This window comes from Virgisporangium aliadipatigenens (assembly GCF_016863615.1).
Lineage (GTDB): Bacteria > Actinomycetota > Actinomycetes > Mycobacteriales > Micromonosporaceae > Virgisporangium > Virgisporangium aliadipatigenens.
In genome coordinates this window covers 182,785-198,881 of the sequence record NZ_BOPF01000008.1, presented here as the reverse complement: position 1 = coordinate 198,881, position 16,097 = coordinate 182,785, and the positions used below count along the sequence as shown (strand labels likewise).

The 16,097-nt window shown below is 69.5% G+C and carries 20 protein-coding genes; 11 read left to right on the top strand and 9 right to left on the bottom strand.

The genetic code is table 11. The features are described 5' to 3' along the window. Window positions 1-32: 32 nt before the first annotated feature. The 4 genes from pyrH to Val02_RS13525 form a co-directional block, all read right to left on the bottom strand. Entirely contained in the window at window positions 33-773 is a 741-nt protein-coding gene (gene pyrH / locus Val02_RS13540) for a UMP kinase (RefSeq protein ID WP_203899368.1), read from the bottom strand. A 98-nt stretch (window positions 774-871) separates the two neighbouring features. After that, window positions 872-1,702: a translation elongation factor Ts gene (gene tsf / locus Val02_RS13535; RefSeq protein WP_203899367.1), complete on the bottom strand. Its 831-nt coding sequence runs from the start codon at window positions 1,700-1,702 to the stop codon at window positions 872-874. A 78-nt stretch (window positions 1,703-1,780) separates the two neighbouring features. Beyond that, a complete protein-coding gene (gene rpsB, locus Val02_RS13530) occupies window positions 1,781-2,596 on the bottom strand; it encodes a 30S ribosomal protein S2 (RefSeq protein ID WP_203899366.1) in 816 nt (271 codons plus the stop codon). A 224-nt stretch (window positions 2,597-2,820) separates the two neighbouring features. Next, the gene (locus Val02_RS13525) at window positions 2,821-3,672 is read right to left on the bottom strand and encodes a phage holin family protein (RefSeq protein ID WP_203899365.1); all 852 of its coding nucleotides are present in this window, start codon (window positions 3,670-3,672) and stop codon (window positions 2,821-2,823) included. Between the two features lie 171 nt (window positions 3,673-3,843). Here Val02_RS13525 and Val02_RS13520 point away from each other — a divergent pair, with 171 nt between their 5' ends. Further along, window positions 3,844-5,004 (top strand): pyridoxal phosphate-dependent aminotransferase, encoded by a 1,161-nt coding sequence (locus Val02_RS13520; RefSeq protein WP_203899364.1) that lies wholly within the window; start codon window positions 3,844-3,846, stop codon window positions 5,002-5,004. On the opposite strand, the gene Val02_RS13515 is transcribed toward Val02_RS13520, so the two are convergent. Next, complete coding sequence (locus Val02_RS13515) at window positions 5,005-5,316, bottom strand: ACT domain-containing protein (protein ID WP_203899363.1); 312 nt, start codon at window positions 5,314-5,316, stop codon at window positions 5,005-5,007. A gap of 130 nt (window positions 5,317-5,446) precedes the next feature. On the opposite strand from Val02_RS13515, the gene Val02_RS13510 reads away from it, so the two are divergent. The 9 genes from Val02_RS13510 (at window position 5,447) to Val02_RS13470 (ending at window position 12,407) form a co-directional block, all read left to right on the top strand. Continuing rightward, entirely contained in the window at window positions 5,447-5,809 is a 363-nt protein-coding gene (locus Val02_RS13510) for a YraN family protein (RefSeq protein WP_203899362.1), read from the top strand. A gap of 1 nt (window position 5,810) precedes the next feature. Further along, window positions 5,811-7,316 (top strand): YifB family Mg chelatase-like AAA ATPase, encoded by a 1,506-nt coding sequence (locus Val02_RS13505; protein ID WP_203899361.1) that lies wholly within the window; start codon window positions 5,811-5,813, stop codon window positions 7,314-7,316. A gap of 17 nt (window positions 7,317-7,333) precedes the next feature. After that, complete coding sequence (locus tag Val02_RS13500) at window positions 7,334-8,188, top strand: DNA-processing protein DprA (RefSeq protein WP_203899360.1); 855 nt, start codon at window positions 7,334-7,336, stop codon at window positions 8,186-8,188. Between the two features lie 578 nt (window positions 8,189-8,766). Further along, complete coding sequence (locus Val02_RS13495) at window positions 8,767-8,973, top strand: hypothetical protein (protein WP_203899359.1); 207 nt, start codon at window positions 8,767-8,769, stop codon at window positions 8,971-8,973. 171 nt (window positions 8,974-9,144) lie between these two features. Next, a complete protein-coding gene (locus Val02_RS13490) occupies window positions 9,145-9,363 on the top strand; it encodes a ribbon-helix-helix protein, CopG family (protein ID WP_203899358.1) in 219 nt (72 codons plus the stop codon). A 4-nt stretch (window positions 9,364-9,367) separates the two neighbouring features. Then, on the top strand, window positions 9,368-9,526 hold the full coding sequence (locus Val02_RS13485) for a hypothetical protein (protein WP_239152837.1): 159 nt from the start codon (window positions 9,368-9,370) through the stop codon (window positions 9,524-9,526). Beyond that, window positions 9,526-10,083 (top strand): hypothetical protein, encoded by a 558-nt coding sequence (locus Val02_RS13480; protein ID WP_203899356.1) that lies wholly within the window; start codon window positions 9,526-9,528, stop codon window positions 10,081-10,083. The genes Val02_RS13485 and Val02_RS13480 overlap by 1 nt, the downstream gene beginning before the upstream one ends. Further along, window positions 10,076-11,869, top strand: a complete 1,794-nt coding sequence (locus Val02_RS13475; protein WP_203899355.1) for a right-handed parallel beta-helix repeat-containing protein — start codon at window positions 10,076-10,078, stop codon at window positions 11,867-11,869. The genes Val02_RS13480 and Val02_RS13475 overlap by 8 nt, the downstream gene beginning before the upstream one ends. Window positions 11,870-11,933: 64 nt before the next feature. Then, the gene (locus tag Val02_RS13470) at window positions 11,934-12,407 is read left to right on the top strand and encodes a hypothetical protein (protein ID WP_203899354.1); all 474 of its coding nucleotides are present in this window, start codon (window positions 11,934-11,936) and stop codon (window positions 12,405-12,407) included. Window positions 12,408-12,474: 67 nt separating this feature from the next. Here the strand turns inward: Val02_RS13470 and Val02_RS13465 are convergent, their stop codons facing one another. Together Val02_RS13465 and Val02_RS13460 are read right to left on the bottom strand one after the other, a co-directional pair. Next, window positions 12,475-12,915: a hypothetical protein gene (locus tag Val02_RS13465; protein ID WP_203899353.1), complete on the bottom strand. Its 441-nt coding sequence runs from the start codon at window positions 12,913-12,915 to the stop codon at window positions 12,475-12,477. A 322-nt stretch (window positions 12,916-13,237) separates the two neighbouring features. Then, window positions 13,238-13,492 (bottom strand): hypothetical protein, encoded by a 255-nt coding sequence (locus tag Val02_RS13460; protein WP_203899352.1) that lies wholly within the window; start codon window positions 13,490-13,492, stop codon window positions 13,238-13,240. A 160-nt stretch (window positions 13,493-13,652) separates the two neighbouring features. Here Val02_RS13460 and Val02_RS13455 point away from each other — a divergent pair, with 160 nt between their 5' ends. Next, window positions 13,653-14,243 carry a hypothetical protein gene (locus Val02_RS13455; protein WP_203899351.1) on the top strand — a complete coding sequence of 197 codons (591 nt, stop codon included), beginning with the start codon at window positions 13,653-13,655 and terminating at the stop codon, window positions 14,241-14,243. 512 nt (window positions 14,244-14,755) lie between these two features. On the opposite strand, the gene Val02_RS13450 is transcribed toward Val02_RS13455, so the two are convergent. Both Val02_RS13450 and Val02_RS13445 read right to left on the bottom strand, forming a co-directional pair. Further along, the gene (locus Val02_RS13450; RefSeq protein WP_203899350.1) at window positions 14,756-15,058 is read right to left on the bottom strand and encodes a hypothetical protein; all 303 of its coding nucleotides are present in this window, start codon (window positions 15,056-15,058) and stop codon (window positions 14,756-14,758) included. A 16-nt stretch (window positions 15,059-15,074) separates the two neighbouring features. Continuing rightward, window positions 15,075-15,731 (bottom strand): PASTA domain-containing protein, encoded by a 657-nt coding sequence (locus Val02_RS13445; protein ID WP_203899349.1) that lies wholly within the window; start codon window positions 15,729-15,731, stop codon window positions 15,075-15,077. Between the last annotated feature and the right edge of the window lie 366 nt (window positions 15,732-16,097).

The window sequence follows — 16,097 nt, the reverse complement described above, 5'->3', positions numbered from 1 at the left end:
GTCGCCTCCTTCTGACTCGTGTGGACGTTTGGTCACGCGGTGGTGATGAGTGTTCCGATTTTCTCACCACTGACGGCGCGCATGATGGTGTCGGTACCCTCGGCCGCGAAAACCACCATGGGTAGACCGTTGTCCATGCAGAGGCTGAACGCGGCCGCGTCCACGACCCGCAGGCCCTGGCGCAGCGCCTCGGAGAACGTCACGTTGTCCAGCTTCTGGGCGTCGGGATCCGTGCGCGGGTCGGCGGTGTACACCCCGTCTACGCCGTTCTTGCTCATCAGCACCGCGTCGGCGTGGATCTCCAGCGCACGCTGGGCCGCCACGGTGTCGGTGGAGAAGTAGGGCATCCCGGCGCCGGCGCCGAAGATCACGACGCGGCCCTTCTCCAGGTGCCGGATGGCACGGCGCGGAATGTAGGGCTCGGCGACCTGCGCCATCGAGATGGCCGACTGGACCCGGGTGTCGATGCCCTCCTTCTCCAGGAAGTCCTGGAGGGCCAGGCAGTTCATGACCGTGCCGAGCATGCCCATGTAGTCGCCGCGGGCCCGGTCGATCCCGGCGCGCTGCAGCTCGGCGCCGCGGAAGAAGTTACCGCCACCGATCACCACGGCTACCTGGATGCCGGTGCGCACCACGCTCGCGATCTGCGCGGCGATCGAGCGCACGACGTTGGGGTCGACGCCGACGGCTCCGCCACCGAACACCTCACCCGACAGCTTCAGGACCACCCGGCGCCGGACGTGGTCAGTGATCGTGGCGGAACTGTATTCCATCCTCGGCCCTCTCCTGTCGGTTCCCGGTCGTCAACAACCTACGACGAGGGGGCCGCGGCCGCCCGGTGACCGGACGTGGCGACCCCCTCCACCAGCTATCAGGCCTGGCCGACCTCGAACCGGACGAACCGGGTGACGGTGATGCCGGCCTCCTCGAGGACCTTGCCGACCGTCTTCTTGTTGTCGGTCACCGACGGCTGCTCCACGAGGACGAAGTCCTTGAAGAACGCGCCCACGCGACCCTCGGTGATCTTCGAGATCGCCTGCTCGGGCTTGCCCTCTTCGCGGGCGGTCTGCTCGGCGATGCGCCGCTCCGACTCGACGATCTCGGCCGGAACCTCGTCGCGGGTGACCCACTTGGGCCGCATCGCGGCGATCTGCATGGCCACGCCGCGCGCGTCGGCGACGGCGGCCTCGTCGTCCTTGCCGGCGAACGCCACGGCGACCCCGACGGCCGGGGGCAGCGACGGGTCCTTGCGGTGCATGTACACCGCGAGGTTGCCGTCGAGCACCTCGAACCGGTTGACGACGAGCTTCTCGCCGATCCGGGCCGACTCGGCGTCGACGGTCTCGGCGACGGTGCGCCCGTCGGCGAGCGTGGAGCCGAGCAGCGACGCGACGTCGGCCGGCTTGGTGGTGTCCACGTGCTCGGCGAGCCGCTGCGCCAGCGCCACGAAGTCGGCGTTCTTGGCGACGAAGTCGGTCTCGCAGTTGAGTTCGAGAAGGGTGTTGCCGGCGTGGGCCACCAGCCCGTTGGCGGCGGTCCGGCCGGCGCGCTTGCCGACGTCCTTGGCACCCTTGATCCGCAGGATCTCGACGGCCTTGTCGAAGTCACCCTCGGCCTCGGTCAGCGCCTTCTTGCAGTCCATCATGCCGGCACCGGTGAGGTCGCGGAGCTTCTTGACGTCCGCGGCAGTGAAGTTGCTCATGACTCTCTCTTCGAATCGGACGGTTCCGACGGCAGATCCCCACCCGCCGGTCGAACGGGCGGGGATCGCGACGTCAGGTCAGGCGGTGGCCGGTTCCTCGGTCTTCGTGCCTTCGAGCAGCTCGCGCTCCCACTCCGGAAGCGGCTCGCCGGCGGCGACGGTGCCCGGCTCGGGCTTCTCGTCGGCGCCGCTGGTGCGGGCGTGCTTGCCGGAACGGGCGATCAGGCCGTCCGCGACGGCGTCGGCGACCACGCGGGTCAGCAGCGCGGCGGCGCGGATCGCGTCGTCGTTGCCCGGGATCGGGAAGTCGACCTCGTCGGGGTCGCAGTTGGTGTCGAGCACCGCGATCACCGGGATGCCCAGCTTGCGGGCCTCGTCGACGGCGATGTGCTCCTTCTTGGTGTCGACGACCCAGATCGCCGACGGCACCTTCTGCATGTCACGAAGGCCGCCCAGCGTGCGGGACAGCTTGTCCTTCTCCCGCGACAGCTGGAGGGTCTCCTTCTTGGTGTAACCCACCGCCGTGCCGGTCAGGTCGATCGACTCCAGCTCCTTCATCCGCTGCAGCCGCTTGTAGACCGTCTGGAAGTTGGTCAGCATGCCGCCGAGCCAGCGGTGGTTGACGTAGGGCTGGCCGACGCGGGTCGCCTGCTCGGCGATCGCCTCCTGGGCCTGCTTCTTCGTGCCGACGAAGAGGATGTGCCCACCCTCGGCGACGGTGCCACGGATGAAGTCGTAGGCCTTCTCGATGTAGTCGAGCGTCTGGCGCAGGTCGATGATGTAGATGCCGTTACGCTCGGTGAAGATGAAGCGCTTCATCTTCGGGTTCCACCGCCGGGTCTGGTGTCCGAAGTGGACGCCGTTCTCCAGCAGTTCGCGCATGGACACTGCCATGGTGGTGCTCCTCGGGTGGCCCTGGTTGTCGCGACGGACCCGTTGCCCGTCGCCCTGGCGCCCGGTCGTCGGCCACGCTTACCCGCTGCGTGAAGTGCACCGGGACCAAGGGGACCGCCGTCTCCACCCGTGCGGATGGGGAAGGGCGCGCGAGGTCGACCACACAAGGTGGTCGCCGGTCGTAAAGTGTACGCCGCGCGCCGCTGGGGCGATTAATCGGCTGGTCAGCCCGCTGCCAGGGCGGCGCAGAGGAACAGGACGATCCCGACGGGCAGGTACGCCAGTGGCGTTCGGCCCCACAGCCGCAGCCCGCCCGCGCCCGAGGCCGCTCCGCTCAGCAGCCCGTAGACCCCGGCCCCGAACGGCGGCAGCCCCGCCACCAGGAACACCCCGGAGATCGTCCCCGGGATGATCATCACGTCGCTCATGATCGAGGAGAAGAGCACCAGCAGCGCCGGAATCTCGAAGAGCACGACCAGCACCGCGATGCCGAGCTGCAGCCCGGTCTTCTTCGTCTGATAGACGTTCTGCCCGCCGACGCCGCCCACCATGTTGACCGCGCTGGTCGGGGCGTTGAACGCGCTCGGCGGCGGCGTGCCGTACGTGGTACCCGCGCCAGGCCCGTAGGCGGCGAGGCTCGGCGCCGCGAGAACCGGGCCGGTGGGCGCGGCGGAGACGTTCGACGCGGGCTCCGGCTCGTACTCGCCCGGATACTCGCGGGACGGCGCCGAGGACGGGTAGTCGCGCGGGGGCGTGGAGGTCGGCTCCGGGTCACCGAACGCCCGGAACTCGCCGCTCGGCTGCGGCCGGCGCAGCGGCCCCACGTCGATCGACTCGACCGTGCGCCGGGACGTCTCCCCCGGATCGGTGCTCGGGCCGGAGTCACCGGGCAGCGGCGGCAGCGGTTCACCCGAACGGGGTCCGAGGGTGTCGAAGGAGCCCGACGTCGTGGCCCAGGCGGGACGGTCGTCGCTCGAACGCGGCTCGGGAGCACCCGCCCCGCCCCGGCGACCGGCGTCCCACTCGCCGCCGTACCAGGTCTGGTCGTCGTCCGAGTACCTGCGATGTGGCTCCACGGTCCTGCACCGTAGGTGATGGGCGCCGCCCCCGCTACCCACCGGGGACGTCCTGGCCCGATACCTCCCCATCCTGGGACGCAAAGTCGCGTCTCGAAGTGGTCGGTCGAGCGGCGTCTGAGTCCGCCGCAGGCCGGCCAGCCACTTCGAGACACGACTTAGTCTGTCTTCATGGGCGATCCACTGGTGGCGCGGATGCGCCCGTTCGGGACGACGATCTTCGCCGAGATGTCCGCGCTCGCGGTCCGCACCGGGTCGATCAACCTCGGCCAGGGTTTCCCGGACACCGACGGCCCGCGCGAGATGCTCGACGCGGCCGCGCGGGCGATCCACGACGGTCGCAACCAGTACCCGCCCGGCCCCGGGGTGCCCGAGCTGCGCCAGGCGCTCTCCGCCCAGCAGAAGGCCTACTGGGGGCTGGACTACGACCCCGACGGGCAGATCGTCGTCACGGCCGGGGCGACGGAGGCGATCGCCGCCGCGATCCTCGCGCTGTGCGAGCCGGGCGACGAGGTCGTCTGCTTCGAGCCCTACTACGACTCCTACGCCGCCTCGATCGCGCTCGCCGGTGCCGTGCGCCGGCCGGTCACGCTGCGGCCCGCGGACGGGCGTTACGCGTTCGACCCCGGGGAGTTCCGCGCGGCCTTCGGCCCGCGTACCCGCATGGTCCTCCTCAACTCGCCGCACAACCCGACCGGCAAGGTCTTCACCCGTTCCGAGTTGGAGATCATCTCGAACGCCTGCCGTGAGCACGACGTTCTCGCCGTCACCGACGAGGTCTACGAGCACCAGACCTTCGACGGGGAACATGTGCCGCTGGCGACCCTGCCCGGCATGTGGGAGCGCACGCTGCGGATCTCCTCCGCGGGGAAGACGTTCTCGTGCACGGGCTGGAAGATCGGCTGGGCGAGCGGGCCGGCGCCGCTGGTCTCCGCGCTGATGCGGGTCAAGCAGTTCCTGACGTTCGTCAACGCGGGGCCGCTGCAGCCGGCCGTCGCCGTCGCCCTGGGGCTCGGGCCCGAGTACGTGGAGTCCGCGCGGCTGGCCCTGCAGGGCAAGCGGGACCGGCTCTGCGCGGGGCTGCGCGAGGCCGGCTTCGAGGTGTTCACCCCCGAGGGCACCTACTTCGTCACCGTCGACATCACGCCGCTCGGCGGCACCGACGGGGTCGAGTTCTGCCGCTCGCTACCCGAACGCTGCGGCGTCGTGGGCGTTCCCACACAGGTTTTCTACGACCACGCCGACGAGGGGCGACGGCTCGTGCGGTTCGCGTTCTGCAAGAAGGACGAGGTGCTGGACGCGGCCGTGACCCGCCTCCGGACGCTGCGCTAGTCAGGCGGGGGCCGCCTTTTTCTCGGGCGTCGGCCACCACTCGTCGTCGGACTCCTCCACCGGCCAGGTGCCGAGCACGCGCACGTCCTCCACCTCCTCCAGCAGCTCCACCAGGCAGCCGCCGACCACCGGACCCGGCACCGCCACCACGAACTCGTCGGTGGCGTGCGCGCCGTCGCGCGCCAGCACCCGGACCTGGTGGATGTCGACCCCGAGCCGGCCCATCAGCATCGTGACGCGGCCCAGCGACCCGGGGCGGTCCGGCAGGCGCAGCAGCACCCGTTGCAGCAGCATGCCGAACATCCTGGACATCCGGTGTTTCCCCGGCGTTGCCGTAACAGATCGTGAGCGTTACCGCCACCCCGTCCACAACCGCCCCCGCTGTCCACATGTGGATCATCGGCGCGTTGTACCAACGGATTGCGCCGTCGACTCTCGGCACATGACGTCGGTCAAGAACGCGGTCGGGGCATACGGAGAGCGACGAGCCGTCGCCTACCTCACGGCCGAGGCGGGCATGTGGGTGCTCGAGCGCAACTGGCGCTGCGCCGAGGGCGAGGTCGACCTCGTGTGCCGCGACGGCGACACGATCGTCTTCGTCGAGGTGAAGACGCGGCGCTCCGGCCGGTTCGGCGCACCCGTCGAGGCGCTCGTGCCGGACAAGGTCGAGCGGCTGCGCCGGCTGGCCTCGCTCTGGCTCGCCGAGCACCGGCCCGGCCGGGTCGACGTGCGGTTCGACGTGGTGAGCGTGTGGCGGCCGTTGCGCGGGCGGGCGCTGGTCGACCACGTGCGCGGGGCGTTCTGAGATGGGCTACGCCGAGGTGCGCGCCGTCGCGCTGGTGGGCATGGTCGGGCAGGTCGTGATCGTGGAGAGCGACGTCGCCGACGGGCTACCCACGGTGATCTTCTCCGGGCTGCCCGACACCGCGCTGAGCCAGTCCCGCGACCGGGTCCGCGCCGCCGTGGTCAACTCCGGCGAGAGCTGGCCGCAGCGGCGGATCACCGTCAACCTGCGCCCGGCCAACCTGCCCAAGCACGGGTCGTCGTTCGACCTGGCGGTCGCCGTGTCGATGCTCGCCGCGTGCGGCACGCTGCCGCTGGATCCGTTGCGCGACACGGTGATCCTGGGCGAGTTGGGGCTCGACGGCGCGGTGCGGCCGGTGCGGGGCGTGCTGCCGGCCGTGCTCGCCGCGATGCGGGCCGGGCTGCGGTACGCCGTCGTCCCCGCCGGCAACGCCCTGGAGGCGCGGCTCATCCCGGGCATCGTCGTCAAGGCCACGGACACGTTGCGGCGACTGATCGACTTCCTGCGTTCCGGCGGGCCGCTGCTCGATCCGGAGGAGCCCGCCGCCGCCGTCCCGCCCGCCGGTCCCGACCTGAGCCACGTGCTCGGTCAGGAACGCGGCCGCCGCGCCATCGAACTGGCCGCCGCCGGCGGGCACAACGTGGCGCTGTTCGGGCCGCCCGGCGCCGGCAAGACGATGCTGGCGCAGCGGCTGCCGACCGTTCTGCCGGCGCTCGACGACGAGGCGGCGCTGGAGGTCACCGCCGTGCACTCGCTCGCCGGCGCGCTGCCCTCCGGGAGCCCGCTGATGCGGCGGCCGCCGTTCCAGGCACCGCACCACACGACCTCGGTGGCGGCGCTGATCGGCGGCGGGTCGGGCGTTCCGCGGCCCGGCACCGTATCGCTCGCCCACCGGGGTGTGCTGTTCATGGACGAGGCGCCGGAGTTCGCCGTCGCCGCGTTGGAAGCGCTGCGCCAGCCGCTGGAGGACGGGCTCGTGCGGATCAACCGGGCCCGTGCGCAGACCGTGTATCCGGCCCGCATCCAGCTCGTTCTGGCCGCGAATCCGTGTCCCTGCGCGAAACCCGGGGGCGATCACCTGTGCGAGTGCCCGCCGTTGCGGCGGCGCCGGTACCTGTCCCGGCTCTCCGGGCCGCTGCTCGACCGGGTGGACCTGCGGGTGATGTTGCACGCCGTTCGGGTGTCGGCGCTGCTCGACGACGTCACCGGCGAGCCGTCCACCGCCGTGGCCGCACGGGTGGCCGCCGCCCGGGCCGCCGCGCAGTCCCGCTGGGGGTCGTCCAACGCGGCCGTTCACGACCAGGTGCTGCGCGGGTCGCGGTTCCGGCTGCCCGGCGTGGTGACCAAGCCGCTGGTGCGCGAGTCGGACCTGGGCCTGCTGTCGGCCCGCGGGTTCCAGCGGACCGTGCGGGTGGCGTGGACCATGGCCGACCTCGACGGCCGCACCGTGCCCGACGCCGGCGACGTCGGCGAGGCGGTCGAACTACGAAGGGGCACCCCGCGATGAGCACCGTTGGAGGATCGATGACCGACCGCAGAATCGCCTGGCTGGCGCTCGGATCGCTGGCGGAGCCCGGCAACCGCGAGATCGGCGAACTGGTGCGCGCGACCGGCCCCGTCCACACCCTCGAACGCGCCTGCGCCGGCCGGCTCTCCGAGACGCTCACCGGCGCGATGACCGCCCGCCTCGGCAGCGCTCTCACACCCGAGTCGATCGCCCGTCACACCGAACGCCTCACCGCCGAAGCCGACCGCCTCGGCGCACGGATCACCTGCCCCGACGACGCCGACTGGCCGCAGTCGCTGGCCGACCTCGCCCGGATCAGCCGCGTGCACACCGGTGCGCCGGTCGAGCGCGACACCGACCCGCCGTTGACGCTGTGGGCGCGGGGTGCCCTGCCGCTCGCCGACACCCTGCAGCGGTCCGTGGCGATCGTCGGGGCGCGGGCGGCCACGTCGTACGGCGAGTTCGTCGCCGGGGACCTCGCGCACGCGCTGGCCGCCCACGACTGGACGGTGGTCTCCGGCGGCGCGCTCGGCATCGACGCCGCGGCCCATCGTGCCGCCCTGAACGCCGGCGGTCGCACGGTGGCGGTGCTCGCGTGCGGCATCGACCGGCCCTACCCGGTGAGCAACACCGGTCTCTTCGAACAGATCGGCGAGAGCGGGCTGCTGCTCACCGAGTGGCCGCCGGGATCCCCGCCGCACCGGGTGCGCTTCCTCGTGCGCAACAGGGTCATCGCGGCCCTGTCGGCCGGCACGGTCGTCGTCGAGGCCGCGCGGCGCAGCGGTTCCCGGCAGACCCTGCACCGGGCCGCACAGCTGGGCCGGATCCCGATGGTGGTGCCGGGCCCGGTCACCAGTCCCAAGTGTGCTTAGACACTGTTGATCTAGCGATGGTGACGAATCCGCCTGTCAGATCGAGGACAGACGGCGGGGCTTTAACGGACACGAGGCGCTTCAACGCGGTTCACTGACGGAGCCGCTTGGCACTCGCCGGCCGCGACCGAGCGTAGCGGCGGGACGGACGTCAATCCGGTTGCCCCTTGCTAGGCAAGATCAAATTGAATCACTCAGAATGTGACCCTGTGTTATTAAAACTCCGAAGCCGAGACCCTTACCCGTGGACGGCTTACCTAACAGAAACCTAGTAGGAGTAAGGGATACAGGGTAATTGAAACGCCGATCGATGGCCGGTTTCGTTTGCCGATCGTCGCTCTCCGCGCATAGGCTGTCGGGCGACCGGAGAAGCACCACGGGACGATGCCTGTCGGCATCGTCCCGCTCAGATGAAACCAGATGCGACCGAGATCGCCACCTGGGTCCGGCCCTGTGTCACCAGGCCCGGACCCCTGAACGGTAACGACACGACTTGCCTCGTTACAAGTTATCGGGGCAAGTCGTGTCGTGCCGCCGAAGGTGCCGGTCGAGGTCGCCGATCTCGAAGGAGGTGGCCTGTGGCCGCTTCGAATCCACCGGCGCCCATGAGCCGGCCCACGGAAATCTGCTTCGTCCTGCTCTTCGCGCTCGTGCTCGGTGCGATCGCGTTCGGGCTCGCGCTGCTGCTCGGCTGCCCGCCGGACATCGCGACGGTATGGGCAGCGAGCACGTTCGCGGTGACCATCGGGCTCTGCTTCACGGTGCTGACGTACCTGCGGCGCTGAGCGGGTACGCCGAGCCCGACGGTGACATCCGCGTCGGGGCTCGGCTCGGCGGTTCCTCCGGGGCGGCAGCGGTACGTGTCCGCTGCCGCCCTCTGACCTGCGGTCAGCCCTAGCTTTTCTCGATCTTGTGGCTCAGACTTGCCCGTGACTTAACCGGTTAAGGAGGGTGCCGTGGGAGCACGTGGCGCTCTGCCCGAGGTGCCGGACGCGGTGCGGTTCCGGCTGTCGCCCGCCGACCTCGCGACGCTCGACTTCCTCGCCGCGCGGCGCGGCGGCAACCGATCGCAGGTGCTGCGCGACCTCATCCGAGCGGCGCTCAGCCCGACCAGGAGCAGGAGCAGGAGCAGGAGCAGGAGGAACGATGCGACACAGGCACTCGCCGGTCGGTGACCGGATGGCGGCCCTCGAAGAGCTGTCCGAGGCGATCCACGCGTGCCGGCGGGAGATCCAGCGGGCCGAGGAACGGGACACCGACCTCAACGCGCCGACGCCCGAGGTCGCCAAGCTGACCAGCGTCCTCAACGGCGGCGCGGTCCTGAACGGCGGTGCGTGATGGCACCGACCTATGAAGGGCTCAACGTCCTCGACGTCTCGATCAGCGACCTCGGCCAGATGCAGGAGCTGGCCGCCGACGCTGGCGAACTGCGGATCAGCCGCGACGAACGGCGAGTTCTGCAGCGCGCCGTCGCACGGGCGACCCGCGAATGGAGCGACAAGCACGCCGAGATCTACCGCGCGCAGCTGGCCGTCCGCGACGAGCAGCACGCCGAAATCATGCAGGCGATCCGAGGTGAGTCCACGATCGACGAGGACACCCCCGGCCTGATCGACGAGATCGAGAACCTGACCGCGCGGGTCAGGCGCGGCACGCTGACGCCGGCCAAGGCCCGGGCGAAGCTGCGGGACCTGAACGCCCGGCGGAGGCAGCTCGTCGCGCTGCACGAGGCCGTCGAGCGGATGGACGAATCCCTGGCCGACTTCGCGCAGGTGACGCCCGCCGAACACCAGCGCGACTTCTACACCCAGTTCGCCGAGGTCTACACGCAGGTCGGACGGCGGGACCTCGGCTGGTACATCCGCGAAGAGATCGCCGAGGCCGACCGTGGCTAGCGGCAAGGTGTTCCCGAACTACCCCGCCGCGATCGCCTCGACGCTCGTCGAGGGCTGGCTGGAAGAGGCGGCACAGCGCATCCGCCCCGAGTTCGACCCGCGCGTGTACGGCGACCTCGACGGCGATCCGCACGCCGCGATTCAGGCAGCCATCGACGCCGCGTCCGAGCGGCCCACCGGCGGCTGTGTCGTAGTGCCGTCCGGCCGTTTCCCGCTGTCGAACACGCTGAGCATCACGGCGTCGAACGTGTCGCTGGTCGGCCAGGGCAGCAGCACCGTCCTCGCGCTCGACTCCCCCGCCGCCGGCAAGCACATCGTCTCCGTCACCGGCACGTCGAACGCGCCGCTGACCGGCGTACGCGTGTCGAACCTGCGCATCCAGGGCCACGGCGACGACTCAGGAGCGACCGCCGACCGGCACGGTATCTATGTCCGCTGGTCGGACGGGATGAAGCTGTCGCGGCTGTGGGCGTCGGACTGCACGTTCTGCGCCATCCGCGTCGACGACTCCGAGCACGCCGTCATCACCGACATCACCGTCGAGGCCGGCACGCGCGGCGCGACCGGTGGCTGGTACGGCGTCCAGGTCGCCAACTTCACCAAGGGCCAGGGCCCGCGCGGCTACTCCGGGCATCACGTCCTGGCCGCCGTCAACGCGCACGTGCCCGAGCACGCCGTCTCTGTATATCTGTGCGACGACGTCACCGTGACCGGGCTCGTGTCGACAGGCGCGCAGAACGACTACGCGGTCAACTGGACCGGCGCGCGCCGCGTCATCATGAGCGACTTCACGCTGTCGACGGCTGGCGGCGGCTACATCTACGTCGAGCGGGACGACACGCTGGGCACGCTGCGCGAGTCGGCGGACTGCTCGTTCATGGGCGGCCAGTGCCGAGGGCTCGTCACCGCGTCGGCGGTGCAGGTGCGCGACCTCCACGGCGTGTACCTCACCAACGCCCCCGACACGTCGCTGACGAACGTCACGCTCGACTGCTCGACGCAGACCGGCACCACCCACGGCGTCGAGATCGCCTCGACGTCACCGCGCAGCCGGCTCACCGACGTGCGGGTCGTCGGGCCGGTCAAGTCGGGCGTGCGCGTGTCGGCCGACGACGTGTCGCTGACTCGGGTCACGGTCAGCGGGGCGCGCGGCAACGGGGCGACGAACGGCGGCATCGAAGCCTCCGGCGCCCGCCTGGCCGTCGCCGGGTGCCGGGTCGACGCCGGGGCGGGAAACGGGATCTACGCCGCCTCGCAGTACGGGTCCATCATCGACAACTTCGTGACCGGCTGCGCGATCGACGGCGTTGTCGCGGCCAGCGCCGATATGACCGTCGCCCGCAACCACAGCACCGGCCACACCGGCGTCGGGTTCCGCTCCGGGGCGTCGGCGGCCCGGCTCCGACTGCTCGGCAACCTGGCCCAGACCAATACCGGCGGCAACTTCTCGTTGCACGCCAGCGCCACACAGCCGAGCGTCGACCGGTTCAACAAGGGGCTCACCAATGACGTCCAGGCGCGCTCGTCGAGCTTCACCGTCGGCCTGCTCGACCTCGTGAACGTGGTCGACGCGTCGGCCGCCGCCCGCACGGTGACCCTGCCGGCGGCGTCCGCCGTGCCCAACGGCAAGCAGTACATCGTCAAGAACAAGGCCGGCTCGGCGAACGACGTGACGGTGCAGCGCGCCGGGACCGACACGATCGACGGCGCCACGTCCAAGACGCTGACGGCCGGCCAGATCCTGCGGCTCGTCTCCGACGGAACATCACTCTGGAACGAGGTCTGACATGCCCGCACGACCTGGAGCACGCAACGGCAAGGCACAGCGGCCAGCCACCCGGGACGCGGTCATGAAGCGCCTCGCCCGGCGCGGTCGGGATTCGATGGCCGACCTCGAAGCGCTCTACGCCACCGGGTACCCGCGACTGGAAAACTGGGACCTGGAGGAACTGAGCCGAGGCCAGCCGCGCGACAAGAACGGCACCTTCACCGGCACGCCACCGAAGCACATCAGGAAGTACGTGCTCGACGAGGCGATCCGGCGCGGCGCCGACCTGACCCGACACGAGATCTTCGGGTGCGTCGGCTCGGCGGTGCGCGTCATCCGGGACCTGATCGAGTCGCCCGACGTCGATCCGAAGGTACGCGCCGACCTCTCGAAGTTCGTCGTCGAGCAGATCATCGGTCGTGCCGCGCTGACCGTCCAAGCACCGGGCATCGCTGACAAAGCCACGACGTTCCTCGCCGACCGGGTAGTGCTCGACGACGGGACCGACGCGCATCCCGTCGTCACCGGCGAGTGGAGCGAGGGAGACGACGACTGATGGCCGAGACGAACACCGGACCGAAGCGCGTACAGATCGTCGGCGGCCAGGTACCCCGGCGACGTTCTCAGCCGCGTTCGATCGCCGCCTCGGCGCGGTCGAGGTAGTCCCACCAGTTCTCCGGCTTCGTCCGAAACCCGGAGAGCAGGACGCCCGGAACGATGAACGTCAGCATCGTCGCCGTGTCTTGCGGCAGTGCACCGGCGAGCGGTTCACCGGCCACCACTCGCGACAGGAACGTGCCGATCTCTTCAGCGCTGAAGCCTGCCCACTCCTCGATGCGGGCCATGTCGTCGGCGATCACCCGCAGCTGCTCGTCGGTCGGTTTGCCGCCGTGGACGTCGAGGAGCACGTACCCGGTGACCGCGATGGCCAGCTCGACAGCCTTGCGCACGGCGTCGTCGCTGCCCAAGGCCTGGATCTGCGTAGTGATCTGCTCAGGATCGCGGCGAACCGCTCCAGCGAACAGCTTGCGGAGGATCGGCTCCACCTGGCCGTCAATCTTCACGTCGGCTCCTCCGCTGCTCTTGCCGTTTCATGAACCAGGATTGTCCAGCACTGACCGCGCCGAGGAACGCCAGCGCCACCCCTACGCCGATTTTCGCCGCCAGGGGCAGGAACTCGACGAACGGCGAGGCCAACAACCCGGCGCCCGCTCCGGCCAACCCGATTCCCTCTGGGCTGGGCATCCGGCGGGCGGGCGGGTCGGCTGGACTGTCTACTTCATCGGCCCTGCTGTCGCCGGACAGGCGCGGCGTCCTCTGCGGTGACGGCGTGCCGTCCGACGCGCTAGTTGTTGGCGGCGAACTCGTCGAGTCACCGCCGGCTCTTCAACCGCCGACAGCCTTGACCGCGTTGACAGCCGCGTTGGCGAGTTCCGTTCCGCCGGCCAGGTAGGCGCGGTACTTGTCGATCTCGCCCTTGGCGACGTTGAGAGCCGCCGCCTTGTCGCGCACGCCGAGGGCGGCGAGCTGTGCCTGAAGCTGGCCCGCCTTCTGGTTCGCCCCGGCCGCCGCCGCGACGGCATTGGTCATCGCGGTCTGCGCCTGAGCCAACGTTCCCAGAATCTCCTCGATCGATGCCACGCCTGTTCGCCTCCCTGATCGTCCACAAGGTCGGCGCCACGATAGCGGTCGATCGCCCACGTCGGCTGACCGGGCTCGATGTCTGCCGGGAACGCGACAGCGGAGCCCGCACTCCGCTTAGCGCGTCGGGACAAAGGCTGGCGTCGCATACCCTCCGTCCGTGAGCTTCACCGACTGGTTGGGCGCGATCGCAACCGCGCTGGCCGCAGGCGCTGCTTTCGGCTCGTGGGCGGCGGCACGCAAGTCGAACCAGACCGCGAGCACTGTCGCTGCGATCGAGCACGAGCGGCACCACGCGGACCGCACACCACAATTCACGGCGACCATCACGCAGGATGGACGCACGCTCGATCTGGTGCTCGTCGGCCCGCCCGGGTTTGCGCGACTGGACGACGTGGAGATCTCGGTCCGCGACGCTGTACCGGACTTCTGGCCGAGCCGGCTCGATGATCCGGCCACGACGCGGCACGTGGAGCGTGAGCACGTCTTGGCCTACCGGTGCTTCGTCCTGGAAATCTCGGAGGGCGGCAAGGGTCGCACCATGCGGCCGGGTGGCATGAACGTCGGCGACCTGTTTCGCTTCCCTATCCAATTGCCGGATCACGGCACTGCGAGTGAGACATACAGAGTGCGGATGGCGACCGCGCACATCCCGATGCGCCTGCGGATTACCGCTCGACGCGGCGAGCAGGTCTGGACGATCTTCCCCGTGGTCCACGACCCGTACCGGACGACGGAAGCGGTCGAGTAGCGGTTGGCTGGCGGTGCCGTCAGCGATGGTGTCCGTACACGATAATCACTCTTATCCGGACCCCCACTCGGCCATGCAGGCAGCATTGTCCGGTTTTGGGTATAAAAATGGGCCGACAAGCGGCCCTTTGGAAGTAAATACTTACTCATTCTATATTTACTTCTTGTCTCGATCTTTCCAAAGGTGATATATCGCGAGAGACAATCCCACAACCTCAAGAAGATCAGATAACCACTGCGGCACTTCATCCCACCTTTCGGGAGCCAACACCACCGCACAGATGTGCAGCGACGCTCCGCTTTTGCGGAGATGAAGGCTCACGACAGGTGAGACTTGTCCAAGGTAGTGCCCGGATCTGCGCGTGCAACCGCTAAGTCGGATTTCTTACAAAGCAGTGCGACTGGGCCGTTGATCTAGTATGACCGTGAGTCGCGCGGGAGGGCCGCCGGGGCGGGCTACACAAGAACACCGTCCCGAGACGATCGAATCGACCGGCGCTGAGACGTCGTCAGCTATTGCGAAGGGCTCCCGGAAGCCGATCGGCCGCCGCTCTTTGCGACCCGTTCGCCCCAATCCGCTGCAGTATCGCTGCCTTCACAGTGCTGATACACGGAAAGCCAGGCGTCCTCTGGCACCGTGCTGATTACGTCGCCGACGCTGAGGTCCGGCGCGATCAGCAGGAACGGGCTCCCGGTGATTCTGCGAGCGGAGGCGATATCTTCCCCGTTGCGCCTGACGGTTGCGTGCGCTCCTTCCGCCGGGCCGATCACCCACAGGATGTGGGGCCCGCCGATCCTGATCGTGTATGAACTCATGCTTCCGCCCTTCGGGTCAGGCTGCGATCTTCACGCAGGTCAGGACGATCAGCGTGTCGCCCGGCAGTTGCTCGCCCGCCTTGGCGCTCTGGTCGGTGACCTTCCAGTTGGCGGCCAGCAGCACGACCGACGAGTTCGGGTCGCCGCTGGCCATCTGAATGTTGGTGAACCCGGCGCGCTTCAGCTCGTCCTCGGCGACGGCGGCGTTCTTGCCGACCAGGTTCGGCATCGTGGCGACGGCGGCGGTCGAGGGTGTCGGGCTCGGCGCCGCTTCCGTGGTTCGTGCGGGAGCCTCGGGCGGCGCGGCGCCCCGAGTGGTGGCCACCGGGGGGACGGCGGCGGTCGTGACGGTTGTCGAGGCGGCGTCCTTGCCGTCGTTCCCGTTGATCGCGGTGACCATCGCCCCGAGGCAGCACAGGAGCAGGAGGACCCCGGCGACGCCGCCGCCAATCAGCAGCGGCTTCTTGTTGCGCCCGCGCAGCGCCTGGCCGCCCTGTTGCCAGTTCGGCTGGCCTCCGTACTGCGGAGGCGGACCGTAGCCGCCGGGCGGCGGCGGGGGCGGGGGCGGCGGCATGTCGTGAGATCCGCTCATGCCGTTCAGCCTGCGCGCGCTCGCGTCGTGCAGTCTCGCGTTTCTGTCGATGTCGATGCGGTTCGACGGCAACCGCCGCACCCCCGCACCCCCGCAACCAAATCTTGAGGTTGACACATATCGAAGCGCGTCGCCTGAGCGTCGATCACTCTACGTATAAGTCTGACCTTCGGTCCCGGGGGTGCCGGCCAGGGCACTTCTCAGAACTTCCGACGGGAGAAGTGTTGCTACGTAAGGCTTCCGCGAAGTTGCCTCGGCTATTGTCTTTACTATCAAGGGATCCATCGAGCTGGTGACGCGAACACGCCAGACGCCAGCGTCTAGCGTCGCGACTGGTTCTTCTGCGAACGTCTGGATTCGGCGCCTTGATGGAACCACCTCTTGCTAAACGCATCCACAATGCGTGACGCTGTCTCCCACGCAGCTAGCCCCGGAGCCGTCCGGCTA

Excerpts from the sequence above, each read along its gene's own strand:
- pyrH (WP_203899368.1), bottom strand. The coding sequence starts at position 773 with ATGGAATACAGTTCCGCCACGATCACTGACCACGTCCGGCGCCGGGTG.
- tsf (WP_203899367.1), bottom strand. The coding sequence starts at position 1,702 with ATGAGCAACTTCACTGCCGCGGACGTCAAGAAGCTCCGCGACCTCACC.
- rpsB (WP_203899366.1), bottom strand. The coding sequence starts at position 2,596 with ATGGCAGTGTCCATGCGCGAACTGCTGGAGAACGGCGTCCACTTCGGA.
- Val02_RS13520 (WP_203899364.1), top strand. The coding sequence starts at position 3,844 with ATGGGCGATCCACTGGTGGCGCGGATGCGCCCGTTCGGGACGACGATC.
- Val02_RS13515 (WP_203899363.1), bottom strand. The coding sequence starts at position 5,316 with ATGTCCAGGATGTTCGGCATGCTGCTGCAACGGGTGCTGCTGCGCCTG.
- Val02_RS13510 (WP_203899362.1), top strand. The coding sequence starts at position 5,447 with ATGACGTCGGTCAAGAACGCGGTCGGGGCATACGGAGAGCGACGAGCC.
- Val02_RS13505 (WP_203899361.1), top strand. The coding sequence starts at position 5,811 with ATGGGCTACGCCGAGGTGCGCGCCGTCGCGCTGGTGGGCATGGTCGGG.
- Val02_RS13500 (WP_203899360.1), top strand. The coding sequence starts at position 7,334 with ATGACCGACCGCAGAATCGCCTGGCTGGCGCTCGGATCGCTGGCGGAG.
- Val02_RS13485 (WP_239152837.1), top strand. The coding sequence starts at position 9,368 with ATGGCGGCCCTCGAAGAGCTGTCCGAGGCGATCCACGCGTGCCGGCGG.
- Val02_RS13480 (WP_203899356.1), top strand. The coding sequence starts at position 9,526 with ATGGCACCGACCTATGAAGGGCTCAACGTCCTCGACGTCTCGATCAGC.
- Val02_RS13470 (WP_203899354.1), top strand. The coding sequence starts at position 11,934 with ATGAAGCGCCTCGCCCGGCGCGGTCGGGATTCGATGGCCGACCTCGAA.
- Val02_RS13450 (WP_203899350.1), bottom strand. The coding sequence starts at position 15,058 with ATGAGTTCATACACGATCAGGATCGGCGGGCCCCACATCCTGTGGGTG.